The 17,631-nt window shown below is 59.5% G+C and carries 10 protein-coding genes; 6 read left to right on the forward strand and 4 right to left on the reverse strand.

What is annotated here, in order from left to right; all coding sequences use genetic code 11:
• Positions 1–87: 87 nt before the first annotated feature.
• Together ACW9IR_RS06715 and ACW9IR_RS06720 are read left to right on the forward strand one after the other, a co-directional pair.
• Positions 88–669, forward strand: coding sequence for a PilZ domain-containing protein (locus ACW9IR_RS06715; protein WP_102902247.1), 582 nt, complete (start codon positions 88–90; stop codon positions 667–669).
• A gap of 14 nt (positions 670–683) precedes the next feature.
• Positions 684–1,406: a glycerophosphodiester phosphodiesterase gene (locus ACW9IR_RS06720; RefSeq protein ID WP_095121056.1), complete on the forward strand. Its 723-nt coding sequence runs from the start codon at positions 684–686 to the stop codon at positions 1,404–1,406.
• A 42-nt stretch (positions 1,407–1,448) separates the two neighbouring features.
• Here the strand turns inward: ACW9IR_RS06720 and sthA are convergent, their stop codons facing one another.
• Positions 1,449–2,843, reverse strand: a complete 1,395-nt coding sequence (gene sthA / locus ACW9IR_RS06725; protein ID WP_127929145.1) for a Si-specific NAD(P)(+) transhydrogenase — start codon at positions 2,841–2,843, stop codon at positions 1,449–1,451.
• Between the two features lie 197 nt (positions 2,844–3,040).
• Positions 3,041–4,027 (reverse strand): FAD:protein FMN transferase, encoded by a 987-nt coding sequence (locus tag ACW9IR_RS06730; protein ID WP_180988179.1) that lies wholly within the window; start codon positions 4,025–4,027, stop codon positions 3,041–3,043.
• A 120-nt stretch (positions 4,028–4,147) separates the two neighbouring features.
• Between ACW9IR_RS06730 and tcuC the strand changes: the two genes are divergently transcribed.
• Positions 4,148–5,449 (forward strand): tricarballylate/proton symporter TcuC, encoded by a 1,302-nt coding sequence (tcuC, locus tag ACW9IR_RS06735; protein ID WP_457462304.1) that lies wholly within the window; start codon positions 4,148–4,150, stop codon positions 5,447–5,449.
• A 170-nt stretch (positions 5,450–5,619) separates the two neighbouring features.
• On the opposite strand, the gene ACW9IR_RS06740 is transcribed toward tcuC, so the two are convergent.
• Positions 5,620–7,083, reverse strand: coding sequence for a glyceraldehyde-3-phosphate dehydrogenase (locus ACW9IR_RS06740; protein WP_034156430.1), 1,464 nt, complete (start codon positions 7,081–7,083; stop codon positions 5,620–5,622).
• Between the two features lie 354 nt (positions 7,084–7,437).
• Here ACW9IR_RS06740 and mfd point away from each other — a divergent pair, with 354 nt between their 5' ends.
• Genes mfd through ACW9IR_RS06755 form a run of 3 tightly spaced genes read left to right on the forward strand, consistent with a single transcriptional unit; the run spans position 7,438 to position 14,181 of the window.
• Positions 7,438–10,887, forward strand: coding sequence for a transcription-repair coupling factor (mfd, locus tag ACW9IR_RS06745; RefSeq protein WP_457462306.1), 3,450 nt, complete (start codon positions 7,438–7,440; stop codon positions 10,885–10,887).
• Positions 10,888–10,897: 10 nt separating this feature from the next.
• On the forward strand, positions 10,898–11,479 hold the full coding sequence (locus tag ACW9IR_RS06750) for a CsiV family protein (protein ID WP_102902242.1): 582 nt from the start codon (positions 10,898–10,900) through the stop codon (positions 11,477–11,479).
• 11 nt (positions 11,480–11,490) lie between these two features.
• On the forward strand, positions 11,491–14,181 hold the full coding sequence (locus tag ACW9IR_RS06755) for a DEAD/DEAH box helicase (protein ID WP_457462309.1): 2,691 nt from the start codon (positions 11,491–11,493) through the stop codon (positions 14,179–14,181).
• 148 nt (positions 14,182–14,329) lie between these two features.
• Here the strand turns inward: ACW9IR_RS06755 and ACW9IR_RS06760 are convergent, their stop codons facing one another.
• Entirely contained in the window at positions 14,330–17,623 is a 3,294-nt protein-coding gene (locus tag ACW9IR_RS06760; RefSeq protein WP_457462311.1) for a DEAD/DEAH box helicase, read from the reverse strand.
• Between the last annotated feature and the right edge of the window lie 8 nt (positions 17,624–17,631).

Genomic DNA, 17,631 nt, shown 5'->3' on the forward strand with positions numbered 1-17,631 from the left:
CTTGTTCGGAGGGAAAAGGAACGTCCTTGTGGCGGGGGTCGATAACCAGCTTTACACTCAGACCACCGCCGCTACCATGGGTTCGCCATGTCGACATTAGATGAAGAAGATCGCCGCGAATACTACCGTATCGAGGACACGATCGCACTGGAAATTCGGCCCCTGTCCGCTCCCGAAGCCGCAGGCCAGGAAGTGTTGCAGGATGCTTCCCCACTCTTCAACCTGCTCAGCGAACTGCACCTGAGCGAATTCGAGTCGCAGCACCTGTTGCGCCAGATCAGCGAGCGCGACCGGGCCATCGCCGCGTTCCTGAAATCGCAGAACAAACGCATCGACCTGCTCAGCCAGGTGGTCGCCCTGACCGTGCTCGGCCATATCGGCGAGCCGCAACCGGTGATCATCTCCGAGGGCGGGATCGACTTTCAGTACCCGACGCCGATCGCCGCCGGTGCACACCTGTCGGTGAAACTGGTGCTGATGCCGCAAGCGCTGGGCCTGCTGCTGCGCGCCCGCGTGACCCATTGCGACCGCAAGGGCGAAGGCTACGACATCGGCACCGAGTTCGAACACTTGACCGATGCCCAGCGCCAATTGCTCGCCCGCTATATCTTGCAGAAGCAGGCACAGGAACGACGTCTGGCCCGCGAACAGAACGAATCAGGCATTTAATTTAAGGAAGAACCGTGACCCTCATCTACGGCCACCGCGGCGCCAAGGGCGAAGCACCGGAAAACACCCTGAGCAGTTTTCAGGAATGTCTCAAGCACGGCGTGCGCCGCTGCGAACTGGATCTGCACCTGTCCAAGGACGGCGAGTTGATGGTCATTCACGATCCGACCCTCAAACGCACCACGGAACGGCGCGGCAAGGTTGTCGAGCACACCGCCGCCGAACTGGTGACCTACGACGCGCGCAAGGGCGGCCCCGGCTGGATCAAGCCGTGCCCGATTCCGACGTTGGAAGAGTTGTTCGAGAAATGTGATTTCGATCACTGGCAGCTGGAAGTCAAAAGCGCTTCGCGTACTCGCGCGGCAACCACCGTGCTGGCGATTCGTGAAATGGCTCAGCGCCATGGCCTGCTGGACAAGGTGACGATCACCTCGAGTTCGCGGGAAGTGCTGAAAGCGGCGTTGGATCTGGTGCCGGATGTGTCACGGGGACTGGTCGCCGAATACGCCTGGCTCGACCCGTTGAAGGTCGCGGCCAGCTATGGCTGTGAGATTCTCGCGTTGAACTGGACGCTGTGTACGCCGGAACGCCTGCAGAAGGCGCAGCGTCAGGGGCTGCATGTGTCGGTGTGGACCGTCAACGAGCCTGCGCTGATGCGCAGACTCGCCGACTTCGGCGTTGACAGCCTGATTACAGACTTTCCCGGTTTGGCCACTGCCACCCTCGAGAATTGCTGAAATCGGTCTCCCCGGCCGGCTCAGGCCACCGGCCGGAGCCCGTCAAAAAAGCCGGTTGAGGCCGTCGTACGCCGCTACCCGATAGGCTTCGGCCATGGTCGGGTAATTGAACGTGGTGTTGACGAAGTACTTCAGGGTGTTCAGTTCGCCCGGCTGGTTCATGATCGCCTGACCGATGTGGACGATCTCCGATGCCTGATAACCGAAGCAGTGCACGCCCAGCACTTCCAGGGTTTCACGGTGGAACAGGATCTTCAGCATGCCTTGCGGCTCGCCGGCAATCTGCGCACGCGCCATGCTCTTGAAGAACGCCTTGCCCACTTCATACGGCACTTTGGCCTGGGTCAGCTCCTGCTCGTTCTTGCCGATCGAGCTGATCTCCGGAATGGTGTAGATGCCGGTCGGCACGTCATTCACAAAGCGCCAGCTACCGTTATCAACGATGCTGCCAGCGGCCGAACGACCCTGGTCGTGGGCGGCACTGGCCAGGCTCGGCCAGCCGATCACGTCACCGGCGCCGTAGATGTTCGGCACGCAGGTACGGTAAGCCTCGTCGACTTCGATCTGGCCACGGCTGTTGACCTTGACGCCGATGTTTTCCAGACCGAGCTGGTCGGTGTTACCGGTACGACCGTTGCACCAGAGCAAGGCGTCGGCCTTGATCTTCTTGCCGGACTTCAGGTGCAGGATCACGCCGTTGTCAACGCCTTCAACGCGATCGTAATCTTCGTTGTGGCGCACGGTGATGTTGTTGTTGCTGAAGTGGTAGCTCAACGCCTGGGAGATTTCCGAGTCGAGGAAGCTCAGCAACTGACCACGGTTGTCGACCAACTCGACCAGCACACCCAGACCGCTGAAGATCGACGCGTATTCGCAACCGATCACGCCGGCACCGTAAACGATCAGTTTGCGCGGGGTGTGGTTGAGGCTGAGGATGGTGTCGCTATCGTAGATACGCGGGTGGTGGAAATCGATGTCCGCCGGGCGATAAGGACGCGAACCGGTGGCGATGATGATGTGCTTGGCCACCAGTTTTTCGACCACACCGTTGGCGCAGACCACTTCGATGGTTTGTTCGTCGGCGAAGCTGCCGGTGCCGAAGAACACGTCGACGCGGTTACGGGCGTAGTAGCCGGTACGCGAAGCGACTTGTTTGGAAATAACCTTTTCAGCGCTTTTCAACACGTCCGGGAAGGAGAACCAGCGTGGCTCGCCGATCGCCCGGAACATCGGGTTGGTGTTGAACTGCATGATCTGCCGCACCGAGTGACGCAGTGCCTTGGACGGGATGGTACCGAGGTGGGTGCAGTTGCCGCCGACCTGACGACGGCTGTCGACCATCGCGACCTTGCGCCCTGCTTTGGCGGCGTTCATTGCCGCGCCTTCTCCCGCCGGGCCGGAACCCAGCACCACCACGTCGTAGTTGTAGACAGCCATGCGTACTCCTCAGAACAGGCCGCGGTGCCAGCAGCACCGGCGGCTAAATCACGCCGAACGGCGGCGCGAAGGAACAATTGGGGGTCAATCAAGAACCCGGACACAGTCTATAGAAGCGTCAACGCCGCGCACATTAACCCTTGGTCGCGTCGTAGGCTACTTTTGCCTGCACTACAACGCCAGCTTTCGTATTGTTCTCAGTCAGTTTTCTTGCCACTGAGGCGTTCGAAAGCCGCGTTGGTGCGGACGACAAAACCTGTATCGGCACGAATCACAAAGAATGCACCAATCTCATGTTTTTCGGCATAGTCCCACGCCCTTTCGGGGCCGAGAATCAGCAACAGCGTCGATAGTCCATCGGCCATCAACGCTGAAGGATGAATCACCGTGACTGACGCCAGGTCGTGTAGGACCGGTGCACCGGTGCGTGCATCGAAGGTGTGGGAATAACGCCGGCCGTCCTGCAGGAAATAGTTGCGGTAGTCGCCGGAGGTGGAAACGCCGTAGCCGTCGACATTGATGATGCGTTCGGCGACTTGCTGATCGTCGCGGGGCTCTTCCAGAGCGATGCGCCACGATGAGCCGTCAAGCTTGCGACCCTTTCCCTTTAGCTCACCCGTGGCTTCAGCGAGGTAGTCGTGGATGCCCATGGCATCGAGCCTTGCCGCGATGGTGTCGACGGCATAACCGGCGGCGATGCTGTTGAAGTCGACTTCGACGGCGGCGTCCTTGCACAACTGATCGCCATTGATATGCAGATGCTGGTGACCAACCCGCTGCATCACCTCGGCCAGCGCAGCGACATCAGGGACTTTCTCTTCACGACCTTGCGGGCCGAAGCCCCAGAGATTCATCAGTGGCTCGACGGTCAGGTCGTAGGAGCCTTCGCTTTGCGCTGAGAGTTGTTCGCCAGTTCGGACCAATTCGAGTACCGACGCAGGCATTTTCTGACAGCTGTTGGCGGGCAAAGCGTTGAAGCGCTCGATGTCCGAATCATTGCGATAGGTGGATAACTGCCGGTCGATTTCGCCAAGGATGCCCTCCACCTCACTGCGAACCTGCGTCGCTTCAGGCATGCCTGCGTGACGCAGGTACTTGATCGAATACGTGCTGCCCATGGTAGGCCCGCCGAAGCTTTCCATGGACTCGCCATTACCGCAGCCAGCCAATACGCCAGCCAGCATCACAAGCCAAAACAAGCGTCCAGTGAACAATTATTCATCTCTCCGTAAAACCGCGGCGGCCATTATGAATTAAAGGATCTGCAACATCTTTATACAAAATCCAATAGCGAGTACCTGAACATGTCCTCCACCACGGGCAAAGGCAAAGCGATCTTTCGCGTTGTCAGCGGCAACTTTCTCGAAATGTTCGACTTCATGGTCTATGGCTTTTACGCCACGGCCATCGCCAAAACCTTCTTCCCCACCGACAGTGCCTTCGCTTCGCTGATGCTTTCGCTGGCTACTTTTGGTGCCGGTTTCCTGATGCGTCCGCTGGGGGCGATCTTCCTCGGCGCCTACATTGACCGCCATGGTCGTCGCCAAGGACTGATCATCACCCTCGCGCTGATGGCTGCCGGTACGGTGCTGATTGCCTGTGTGCCGGGCTACGCGACCCTCGGCGTCGCCGCACCGCTGCTCGTACTGTTCGGTCGCTTGTTGCAAGGCTTCTCGGCCGGCGTGGAGCTGGGCGGTGTGTCGGTGTATCTGGCAGAGATCGCGACACCGGGCCGCAAGGGCTTCTTTGTCAGTTGGCAGTCTGCCAGTCAGCAAGCGGCAGTGGTCTTCGCCGGGTTGCTCGGCGTCGGCCTCAACCATTGGCTGAGCCCGGAACAAATGGGTGATTGGGGCTGGCGCGTGCCGTTCCTGATCGGCTGCATGATTGTGCCGGTGATCTTCGTCATTCGCCGCTCGCTGGAGGAAACCCCAGAATTCCAGGCGCGGAAACACCGCCCTACCCTGCGGGAAATCGTCCGCTCGATCGGTCAGAACTTTGGCATCGTCATCGCTGGTATGGCGCTGGTGGTGATGACCACGGTGTCGTTCTACCTGATCACCGCGTACACCCCGACCTTCGGCAAGGCTGAGCTGCACTTGTCGGATTTCGATGCGTTGCTGGTGACGGTGTGCATCGGCCTGTCGAACTTCTTCTGGTTGCCGGTGATGGGCTCAGTGTCTGACAGGATCGGACGTAAACCCCTACTGCTGGCGGCGACGATTCTGGCAATTTTGACCGCCTACCCTGCCCTGTCGTGGCTGGTGGCGAACCCGAGCTTCAGCCATTTGCTGATCGTCGAGCTGTGGTTGTCGTTCCTGTACGGCTCATACAACGGCGCGATGGTGGTGGCGCTGACCGAGATCATGCCGGTGGAAGTGCGTACGACCGGGTTCTCGCTGGCTTACAGCCTGGCGACGGCGACGTTTGGCGGGTTTACCCCGGCGGCGTGCACTTATTTGATTCATGTGCTGGATAACAAGGCTGCGCCGGGGATCTGGCTCAGTGGCGCGGCAGTGTTAGGGCTGATTGCGACGCTGGTGTTGTTCCGTGGCAACAAGCATGAGTTACGCACCGCGCAAGCGGCCGTGCCCGGCGGCGCTCGATAGAACGCTTTCGCGAGCAGGCTCGCTCCCACAGGGGATTTTCTGAGCGACACAGATCCAGTGGGGGAGCGAGCCTGCTCGCGAAGGGGCCGGTACTGACAACAAACCTTTAAAAGGCACACAAACAAAAACGCCCCGACCTAGGTCGGGGCGTTTTCATGTGCAGCTATCGCTTAGCGCGGGAATGCTGGCGGGTTTACACCGGCCATGTCTTCCATCACGCGGATAACCTGGCAGCTGTAACCGAACTCGTTGTCGTACCAGACGTACAGCACAACGCGGTTGTCCTGAACGATGGTCGCTTCAGCATCGACCACACCGGCGTGGCGCGAGCCGACGAAGTCAGTCGAAACCACTTCCTGCGAGTTGACGAAGTCGATTTGCTTGTGCAGATCGGAGTGCAGCGCCATGTAGCGCAGGTACTCGTTCATCTCTTCACGGGTGGCGGCTTTCTCAAGGTTGAGGTTGAGAATGGCCATCGACACGTTTGGCGTCGGAACACGGATCGCGTTACCGGTCAGCTTGCCGGCCAGCTCAGGCAGGGCCTTGGCAGCAGCGGTGGCAGCACCGGTCTCAGTGATCACCATGTTCAGCGCGGCGCTACGACCACGGCGATCGCCCTTGTGGAAGTTGTCGATCAGGTTCTGGTCGTTGGTGTACGAGTGAACGGTTTCGACGTGACCATTGATGATGCCGAACTTGTCATTCACAGCTTTCAGCACCGGCACGATGGCGTTGGTGGTGCAGGAAGCGGCGGACACGATCTTGTCGTCAGCGGTGATTTCACCGTGGTTGATGCCGTGCACGATGTTCTTCAGCTTGCCTTTGCCCGGTGCGGTCAGAACTACGCGGTCGATACCCGGGCACTGCAAGTGCTGACCCAGGCCATCGGCGTCACGCCATACACCGGTGTTGTCCACCAGCAGCGCGTCTTTGATGCCGTACTGGGTGTAATCCACTTCAGTCGGGTTCTTCGCGTAGATCACCTGGATCAGGTTACCGTTGGCGGTGATGGTGTTGTTTTCTTCGTCGATGGTAATGGTGCCGTTGAACGAACCGTGTACCGAATCGCGACGCAGCAGGCTGGCGCGTTTGGTCAGGTCGTTTTCGGCGCCTTTGCGCACGACGATGGCACGCAGACGCAGGCCGTCGCCACCACCGGTTTTTTCGATCAGGATGCGCGCCAGCAGACGGCCGATACGACCGAAGCCGTAGAGCACAACGTCGGTGCCTTTACGTGCGGAAGCGTTTTGCTGGCCAACCACGTCAGCCATCTCTTCACGAACGAACTGCTCGGCGCTGCGGCCATTGCCTTCGTTACGGAATTTGAACGCCAACTTGCCCAGATCTACCGAAGCCGCGCCGAGCTTGAGCTCGCTCATGGCTTTGAGCAGTGGGAATGTTTCGTGGACGGAAAGTTCGCTGTCGTCGGAAGAACGGTGGCGCGCAAAGCGGTGAGCTTTGAGAATCGCGATGACAGACTGGTTGATCAGGCTGCGGCCATAGATCGAGCTCACCACGTTGTTATTGCGGTAGAGCTGACCGATAAGCGGAATCATCGCTTCTGCGAGTGCTTCACGGTCGATCCATTCACCAAGACACTGGTCGGGCTTCTGAGTCACGGTAACCTTCCACATGTAGGGGCAGAAAAAAGGGGCTACATTATGCCGCCGACAACCTCCTGTAGCAATGCGCGCTTGTCGCGAAATCGGTAACAAAATTCCGTTCAAAAAAATTACGCCTCTCTCAAGCCCAGTAAAACCGGGGCTTTCAGCGCAGTCAATTTTTCGACGACTGTTAGACGATGTCTGTAACCCTCCGTAACACCACCCCGTTTCGGCACTACATAACCACAAAAAAACGGCTGGTTTTTATGGTTACCACTACATTTCGTCCAAACAGCGAAGATAGACGTAGTCTGCAACTGACAGGCGGCACCCGACGCCGCTACAATTACCGACTTTGTCGCAAAGCCTGGAGCTCAACCTTCCGTGCCCGTTCTGCGTCTACCGCTACTCCCTGCCGAGGCAGGTAAACAGCATTGGGGCAATCTGCCCGGTGCTGCCCTCAGCCTGGCGATTGCCGAGGCTGCCAGCGCTGCCAAGCGCTTCACCCTGCTACTGACCGCCGACAGCCAGAGCGCTGAACGACTGGAACAGGAGCTGAGTTTCTTCGCCCCGGATTTGCCCGTTCTGCATTTCCCTGACTGGGAAACCCTGCCGTACGACCTGTTCTCGCCGCACCAGGACATCATTTCCCAGCGCATCGCCAGCTTGTATAGGCTGCCGGAGCTGGAACATGGCGTGCTGGTGGTGCCGATCACTACAGCGTTGCACCGCTTGGCGCCGACCAAGTTCCTGCTCGGCAGCAGTCTGGTACTGGATGTCGGCCAAAAGCTCGACGTTGAACAGATGCGTGCGCGCCTCGAAGCCAGTGGCTATCGCTACGTCGACACGGTGTATGAGCATGGCGAGTTCACCGTGCGCGGTGCGTTGATCGACCTGTTCCCGATGGGCAGCAAACTGCCGTATCGCATCGACCTGTTCGATGACGAAATCGAAACCCTGCGCACCTTCGATCCGGAAAACCAGCGCTCCATCGACAAGGTCGATTCGGTCAAGCTGCTGCCGGCTCGTGAGTTCCCGCTGCAGAAAGACGCGGTCACCCGCTTCAAGGCACGCTTCCGCGAGCGTTTCGACGTCGACTTCCGTCGCTGCCCGATCTTTCAGGATCTGAGCAGCGGCATCACTCCGGCCGGTATCGAGTACTACCTGCCGCTGTTCTTCGACGAAACTTCGACGCTGTTCGATTACCTGCCGCAGGACACCCAGGTGTTCTCGCTGCCGGGCATCGAGCAAGCGGCGGAAAACTTCTGGAACGACGTGCGCAATCGCTATGAAGAGCGCCGCGTCGACCCTTCGCGTCCTTTATTGCCGCCCGCCGAATTGTTCCTGCCGGTGGAAGACTGCTTCGCGCGCCTGAAGAGCTGGCCGCGTGTGGTTGCCAGTCAGCAAGACGTCGAAACTGGCGCTGGTCGCGAACGCTTCCCGGCGCAAGTGCTGCCGAATCTGGCGATTGAAGCCAAAGCCACGCAACCGCTGGCCGCGCTGGCCGGGTTCCTCGATGAATTCCCCGGCCGCGTGCTGTTCACCGCCGAATCCGCCGGCCGTCGCGAAGTGCTGCTGGAGTTGCTTGAACGCCTGAAGCTGCGGCCGAAAACTGTCGACAGCTGGCCAGACTTCGTCGCGAGCAAGGATCGCCTGGCGATCACCATTGCCCCGCTCGACGAAGGCCTGATGCTGGATGACCCAGCGCTGGCACTGGTCGCGGAAAGTCCGCTGTTCGGTCAGCGCGTGATGCAACGTCGTCGCCGCGAGAAGCGTGCCGACGGCAATAACGATGCGGTGATCAAGAACCTCACCGAGCTGCGCGAAGGCGCGCCGGTGGTGCACATCGATCACGGTGTCGGCCGCTATCTGGGCCTGACGATTCTGGAAATCGACAATCAGGCGGCCGAATTCCTCACCCTCGAATACGCCGAGAACGCCAAACTCTATGTGCCGGTGGCCAACCTGCATTTGATTGCGCGCTACACCGGCAGCGACGACGCCCTGGCCCCGCTGCACCGCCTCGGCTCCGAGGTTTGGCAGAAAGCCAAGCGCAAAGCCGCCGAACAGGTGCGCGATGTCGCCGCTGAACTGCTCGACATCTATGCCCGTCGCGCCGCTCGCGAAGGTTACGCATTCGCCGACCCGAAAGCCGATTACGCAACGTTCAGCGCAGGCTTCCCGTTCGAAGAAACCCCGGATCAGCAGTCGACCATCGAAGCCGTGCGCGAAGACATGCTCGCGCCGAAACCGATGGATCGACTGGTCTGCGGCGACGTCGGCTTCGGCAAGACCGAAGTGGCCATGCGTGCTGCGTTCATCGCCGTGCATGGCGGTCGTCAGGTGGCGATTCTGGTGCCGACCACCCTGCTCGCCCAGCAGCACTACAACAGCTTCCGCGACCGCTTCGCCGACTGGCCGGTGACCGTAGAAGTCATGAGCCGCTTCAAATCGGCCAAGGAAGTGAATGCGGCGATTGCCGATCTGGCCGAAGGCAAGATCGACATCGTCATCGGCACGCACAAGCTGCTGTCCGACGACGTCAAAATCAAAAACCTCGGGTTGGTGATCATCGACGAAGAGCACCGTTTCGGTGTCCGCCAGAAGGAACAGCTCAAAGCCCTGCGCAGCGAAGTCGACATTCTTACGCTGACCGCCACGCCGATTCCGCGCACGCTGAACATGGCGGTGTCGGGCATGCGCGACCTGTCGATCATCGCCACGCCGCCAGCACGACGCCTGTCGGTGCGCACCTTCGTCATGGAGCAGAACAAGAGTACGGTCAAAGAAGCCCTGCTCCGCGAACTGCTGCGTGGCGGTCAGGTTTACTACTTGCACAACGATGTGAAAACCATCGAGAAGTGCGCCGCCGATCTCGCCGAACTGGTGCCAGAAGCACGCATCGGCATCGGTCACGGACAGATGCGCGAGCGCGAACTCGAACAGGTGATGAGCGACTTCTATCACAAGCGCTTCAACGTGCTGATCGCCTCGACCATCATCGAGACCGGTATCGACGTGCCAAGCGCCAACACCATCATCATCGAGCGCGCCGACAAGTTCGGCCTGGCGCAACTGCACCAGTTGCGTGGTCGTGTCGGCCGCAGTCACCACCAGGCTTACGCCTACCTGCTGACGCCGCCGCGCCAGCAAATCACTTCGGACGCGGAAAAGCGTCTGGAGGCAATTGCCAATACTCAGGATCTCGGCGCCGGTTTCGTACTGGCCACCAACGACCTGGAAATCCGTGGCGCCGGCGAACTGCTCGGCGATGGCCAGAGCGGGCAGATTCAAGCCGTCGGTTTCACGCTGTATATGGAAATGCTTGAGCGCGCGGTGAAGTCGATCCGCAAAGGCGAGCAACCGAACCTCGATCAGCCGCTCGGCGGTGGCCCGGAAGTCAACCTGCGGGTGCCGGCGCTGATTCCGGAAGACTATCTGCCGGACGTTCACGCGCGTCTGATTCTGTACAAGCGCATTGCTTCGGCCACCGATGAGGAAGGCTTGAAGGATCTGCAAGTCGAGATGATCGACCGTTTCGGCTTGTTGCCGGAACCGACGAAGAATCTGGTGCGCATCACGGCATTGAAGCTGCAGGCAGAAAAACTCGGCATCAAGAAAGTCGATGGCGGGCCGCAAGGTGGGCGCATCGAGTTCGAAGCGCAGACGCCGGTCGATCCGATGACGCTGATCAAGCTGATCCAGAGCCAGCCAAAACGCTACAAATTCGAAGGCGCCACAATGTTCAAGTTCCAGGTGCCGATGGAACGCCCGGAAGAGCGCTTTAATACTGTAGAGGCGCTGTTTGAGCGCCTCCTCCCGAAATCTGTTTGAAGGACGCCCAATGCGCCTGTTTCGTTCGCTGACTTTGCTGCTGACCTCGCTTTTGATAACAGTGTCAGCACCCTCGGTTTTCGCCGATGACCTGTATCAGGTCGAAATGATTCTGGTCCGGCAGAACGCCGTGCCGGCGATCGTCAGCCGTGCCGCGCCGGAAGACTGGGCCGCTGGCGCCCAGCGCTTGGCCGATGACAGCCAGCGCACGCCTGCACTGAATGACGTGGTGACTAAACTCACCGCCAGCGGCGACTACAGCGTGCTGATGCACAAGGCCTGGCAGCAAACCCTTGGCGAAGCACCGGCAAAAGTTGCGGTCAGCGATGGTCAGGAGCAGTTCGGCCAATTCCCGATCGAGGGCACGCTGGAGATGAAGCTCGGGCGCTTCACCGACGTGGCGGCCGACTTCTGGGTCAATCAGATCGACGCCAATGGCCTGGTCACCGCCAGCGAGCGCCTAAAACAGGACAGCCACACCAAGAACGGCCAACTCAACTATCTCGACAACGGCCATCTGGCCCTGCTGATCAAGATCACTTCCCTGACCGCGCCTGCGCCACGGGAAGCACCTGAAGCGATTCCGGACTGATCGAAGTCCTTATGAACCCGCCGCTGAGTAAACCGTTGGCGCCCTCCTGGGTCAGCCGATTCAAGGAACAGAGCCTGGAGCGTGGCCGCCGCTACGCCCTGGAAAATCGAGTACGCATCGCCCAGGTCGGTGATGCGACCATCACCGCCAGTTGCGAAGGCTCTGGCGGTAACGTGTACCGTCAGACCATTCACCTGCGCGAGTCAGCCAAAGGCACCTTGCTGCTGGTCGATGCCGGCTGCACCTGCCCGGTGCGTACCAATTGCAAACACTGCGCCGCCGTCCTGCTGAAAGTGCAGGAAACCCTCGATTACCCCGCCGCCGCCAAAGACGCCGAACTCTTGGAAAAGCTGCAAGCCGTGCTGGAAAACCGCAGCCCGAAAGCGCCACCGCAAGTGCTGGTCGATAACGTGCAGCCGTTGCCACGTCTGTGGCTGGCCAGCGTCGAGTTCAGCGCTTTCGAACCGCGTAACGGCAAGATGCAGCGCTACATTCAGCATCGCGCGGCGTTGTCGTTCAGTTATCTGGATGAGTACGTCAGCGGGCAGAAGAACAGCGACATCCTGATTCGTCAGGAGACCCAGACGCTGCGGATAAAACGTCACCCGGAAGTCGAACAGTCCTACCGCGAACAGTTAAGAATCCTCGGCTTTCGCATCGCCACGCGACAGAGCAAAGCGCTGCCGGAAAGCGCCGGCGAGCTGTACGAGATGGTCAATGACAGCGCCTGGCTGACCTTCACCCTCAACGACCTGCCGAAACTGCGCAGCCAAGGCTGGGAACTGCAGATCGATGAGGAGTTCGGCTTCGATCTGACCGCCGTGGATGACTGGTACGCCACCGTAGAACAGGTGCCGGAGCGCGACTGGTTTGATCTGGAACTGGGGATCATCGTCAACGGTGAGCGCCTGAGCCTGTTGCCTATTTTGCTCAATCTGATGCGCTCACACGCGGAAATCCTCAACCCGGAACGCCTCGCCCGTCGCCGCGACGATGAACTGATTCTGGTCAATATCCCGCAACGCACCAGCGAGCATGGGCCGTTGCAAGTGGCTTTGCCGTTGGGCCGGTTGAAGCCGGTATTGATGACGCTCGGCGAGTTTTATTTGCAGGAGCCGGGCGAAACCACCCTGCGCCTGAGCAAGGCCGACGCCACGCGCCTCAACTCTCTGGAAGGCCTGCCGCTGCTGTGGGAGGGTGGCGAGCAGATCCGCACGCTCGCTCAACGCCTGCGCGACATTCGTGATTTCAGTGCAGAAGCCCCAGAGGGCTTGAATGCGACGCTGCGCCCTTATCAGCTCGAAGGCTTGAGCTGGATGCAATCGCTGCGGCAACTGGAAGTCGGCGGGATTCTTGCGGACGACATGGGCTTGGGCAAAACCCTACAGACTCTGGCGCATATTCTCAGTGAGAAAATCGCCGGTCGCCTCGATCACCCGTGCATGGTGGTGATGCCGACCAGCCTGATTCCGAACTGGCTCGATGAGGCGGCGCACTTCACGCCGCAACTGAAAGTAGTTGCGCTGTACGGCGCCACTCGCAAAAAGCACTTCGACAATCTGGCGGATTACGACCTGATCCTCACCACTTACGCACTACTGCCCAAAGACGTCGAACGTCTGGCCAAGCAGCCGCTGCATGTGTTGGTGCTGGACGAGGCGCAGTACATCAAGAACCCCAACAGCAAAGCCGCACAAGCGGCGCGCGAGTTGAATGCGCGCCAGCGCCTGTGCCTCAGCGGTACGCCGCTGGAAAACCACTTGGGCGAGTTGTGGTCACTGTTCCATTTCCTGCTGCCGGGCTGGCTCGGCGACGTGAAAAGCTTCAATGCCGATTACCGTGTGCCGATTGAAAAGCGCGGCAGTGAAGTCAGACTTCAGCACTTGAACGGTAGGATAAAACCGTTTCTGCTGCGCCGGACCAAGGAACAGGTTGCCACCGAGTTACCGCCGAAAACCGAGATCATCCACTGGGTCGACCTCAACGAAGCGCAACGCGATGTGTATGAAACCATGCGCCTGGCGATGGACAAGAAAGTTCGCGACGAGATCACCCGTAAAGGCGTGGCGCGCAGTCAGATCATCATTCTTGAGGCGCTTTTGAAGCTGCGTCAGGTCTGCTGCGATCTGCGCCTGGTCAACGACGCCACCCTGCCCGCTCGCGGCAGCACCTCGGGCAAGCTCGACAGCTTGATGGAAATGCTTGAGGAGCTGTTTGAGGAGGGTCGGCGGATCCTGCTGTTTTCGCAGTTCACCTCGATGCTGTCCTTGATCGAAAACGAGCTGAAAAAACGTAATGTCGCTTACGCGCTACTGACCGGCCAAACCCGAGATCGGCGTACGCCGGTGAAGGAATTCCAGAGCGGCAAGCGTCAGATCTTTCTGATCAGTCTGAAGGCTGGTGGCGTGGGCTTGAACCTGACGGAAGCGGATACGGTGATTCACTACGACCCGTGGTGGAACCCGGCGACCGAGAATCAGGCGACGGATCGGGCGTACCGGATTGGTCAGGAGAAACCGGTGTTCGTCTACAAGATGATTGCTCGGGGCACGGTGGAAGAGAAGATTCAGCACCTGCAAAAGGAAAAATCCGACTTGGCGGCAGGCGTGCTGGATGGGCGCAAGGCCGGGGACTGGAAGTTGCAGAGTGATGATATTGAAGCGTTGTTTGCGCCGCTGCCGGATAAGCTCGACAAGCGTTGAGATCTGCGTCGCCTGTTAGATAGCCATCGCTGGCAAGCCAGCTCCCACAGGTATCGAGTTGGAACACCGTTTTGTGTACGACTCACAACCCTGTGGGAGCTGGCTTGCCAGCGATGGGGCCATCAGATATTGCTCTATTACTTAGGGCTCAGCCCTTGGCAACAGGCAACGGCGCAAACAGCGCCTCAATGTCACCCTGCTCCAGTTTCCAGCCACCCGTCGTCCCGCCCTCAAGCACCGCCCCGGCCAACGCTGCTTTCTCCTGCTGCAGCGCCTGTATTTTTTCCTCTACTGTGCCGCTAGCGATCAGCTTGTAAACGAATACCGGGTTGTTTTGCCCGATTCGATACGCACGATCGGTGGCCTGATTCTCCACCGCCGGGTTCCACCAAGGGTCGAAGTGGATCACCGTGTCGGCAGCGGTCAGGTTCAAACCGGTGCCCCCGGCCTTCAGACTGATCAGAAACAGCGGCACCTTGCCGCCCTGAAAATCCTTGACCGGTGTGCGCCGATCCGTGGTGTCACCGGTCAGCAGCGAATAGGCAATGTCACGTTGCTGCAATTCTTCCTCGATCAAGGCGAGCATCGAGGTGAACTGCGAGAACAGCAGGATCCTGCGACCTTCGCCGAGCAGCTCTTCGAGCATCTCCATCAGGCTGACCAGCTTGCCACTGCCGGAGCGCAGCGCTTTTGCTGTCAGCGGCATATTGATCAGACGCAAGTCGCAACAGACCTGCCGCAGTTTGAGCAAGGCATCGAGAATGATGATCTGACTGCGCGCCACGCCACTGCGGGCAATTTCGTCGCGGACTTTTTTGTCCATCGCCACGCGAACCGTTTCATAGACATCGCGCTGGCCGTCGCTGAGATCAACCCAATGGATGATTTCGGTTTTCGGCGGCAACTCGGTGGCGACCTGATCCTTTTTGCGACGCAACAAAAACGGCTTGATGCGTGCCGTCAGGTGCTGCATGCGCTGAACATTGCCGTGCTTTTCGATTGGTGTGCGGTAATCGCGATTGAAGGTTTTGCTGTCGCCAAGCCAGCCGGGCATGAGGAAATGAAACTGCGACCAAAGCTCGCCCAGGTGGTTTTCCAATGGCGTGCCGCTCAGGCACAAGCGCTGGCGGGCCTGCAGGTCACGGGCCGCTTGCGCCGCTTTACTGATCGGGTTTTTGATGTTCTGCGCTTCGTCGAGAATCAGCACGCTCCACAGCTGCGGCTGCAAGGTCTCCAAATCCCTCGGCAATAACGCGTAAGTGGTCAGCACCAGATCGTACTCAGCCAGATCAGCGAAATCCTTTTGCCGCCCCGAGCCGTGCAGCGCCAATACTTTCAACTGGGGGGTGAAACGCTCGGCCTCGTCGAGCCAGTTGGGAATCAGGCTGGTCGGCATCACCGCCAGAGCCGGACAATCAAGGCGACCGGCGTGTTTTTCCGTGAGCAGATGCGCCAAGGTCTGCAGCGTTTTGCCCAGCCCCATGTCATCGCCCAGAATACCGCCGACCTCAAGCTCGCGCAGGGTCTGCATCCAGTTCAGGCCTTCGAGCTGATACGGGCGCAGTTGCGCATTAAGGCCGGCCGGCGCAGCGACGAGGGTGTGACTGGAATTCTGCAATCGCTTGGCGAAGGTGCGCAGCCGCTCGCCCCCCTGCCAATCCAGCGGCACGCCATCGAGCATACTCAAGCGCGCGGCATCAGGGACACTCAAACGCAGTGCATCGCCCTGATGACCGCCCAGGTATAACTCGCCCAGCGTGGCCATCAGCGGTTTGACCCGACTCAGCGGAAGCGCGACCTTGGCGCCCGAAGGGTCGCCAAAACCGCTGGGCTTGAGTTCGATCAGGAGTTTTTCGTCATCGCTGCGTTGTGCCAGATTGACCGGGTCAAGCAAGCGCGGCTGGGTGCGCAACAAGTGCAGAAGGATCGGCAGCAAACTGTAGCGCTGACCATTGACGACGATACCCAACTGCAAATCAAACCACTGATGCCCAGCCTCTTCTTCGACCTCGGCGTACCAATGCTCAACCGGTTGCACATTGAAATGAAAGCCGGGACTCATCTCCACTTCCCAGTTCGAGGCGCGCAACGTGGCAAGCCCTTCGTGCATAAACCCGAGCCAGGCGGAATCATCCGGCAACGTGAACATCTCACCGGGACGATCCAGCGAGCTCTTGCGCGTGGCTTTCTTGAAACCGTGCTTTTGCAGAATCTGGCGCAGTTTCTTTTCCACCGCAGGCTGGCGTTGGATGCGCTGGGTTTCGGTACCGTTGAGGATCATCACTTCCGGGTTGCGATCCACCGTCGGCTGGCCGTTGTAGGTAAACACCAGGGCGGCGCGGTGCTCCAGAACGTATTCCCAGCGCGAGCGCTCCCGACCGCTGACGAGGGTCAGTTGTGGCTGAGGAAGTACGTCGTCGATGATTCGTTCGGTCAGTTGGTGTGGCGGCGGGATTCTCGTCGCGGCGCTCATGCGATGGCTGAACTGCATGGCCTGACGCGCCGGAATGTCCGGCGCCAGAGTCAAATGGCTGGCCAGTTTTTCTTCCAGCTCATTGAACAGAGGGCCAATCTGCCGCTGTTCACGATCCAGGTAATAAAGCGGCTCCAGCGCCAGCACAGTTTCCTGCGCAGCCTCGGCACTGCTCCACTGCGCGCGGAAACCGCCGTCAGCCTGCTCGGCCCAAGCGAACTGGCCGATGCGCTTCGCGCCCGGCACCAACGGTCGCAGATCCTCGAAATCGAGGAACAGCCGCGAGGTGCGCAGGAGCATTTCCAGCAGTTCGGCGCCGCTGCTGCCTTCCAGCGGATAGCCGCTGTAATAGGCGTGGTGAGAGTGCATGGCAACCAGCAGCCTGGCGACACGCAGATCCAGCTCGGTGAGGTAGCCGGGCTGACGCATTAGCATTTCCGCTAGCGAATACATCGGTTTGACTTCGCGTAACTCGCCGCTCTTGAGCTGGGAGACCTTGAAAATATCGAGCAGCCACTTGCCGCTCACTGACGTTGGCTTGAGCTTGTAAAACAGGCGCGTGCCTGCGGTTTGCGCGCCTTCTTCGGCAGGCTTGGCCGGAACGGGGATGGTCGAAAGCCAATGTTCCAGCGCCCGACCCAACGGGATCTGTGCGTCACTTTCAGACGCTTCATGATCACTGCCCTGCAGGTGATAGAGCACCGCAGCGCAGTGTTTGCAGTCGATTGAGACAGGACAGGTGCACAGGCAGCGCAAGTTGACAGAACCCAGCCGATCTTCGGACAGGTAAATGGTTTGTTCATACGCCTGATTTTCAGAACCGACGCAGAACGCCTCGATCTTTCTGTCATCGATCTCGATGATCTCTACCCGGTCCTCGGCGGCATAAGCCCGGGCCTTGGCCAGCGCGCTGCCAGTGAATGCCCGGGGCCAGGCCAACGACTTAAGCCGTTCGATGATAATGCTCATGGGCAGTC

It is taken from the genome of Pseudomonas sp. SDT291_1_S447, assembly GCF_054070155.1.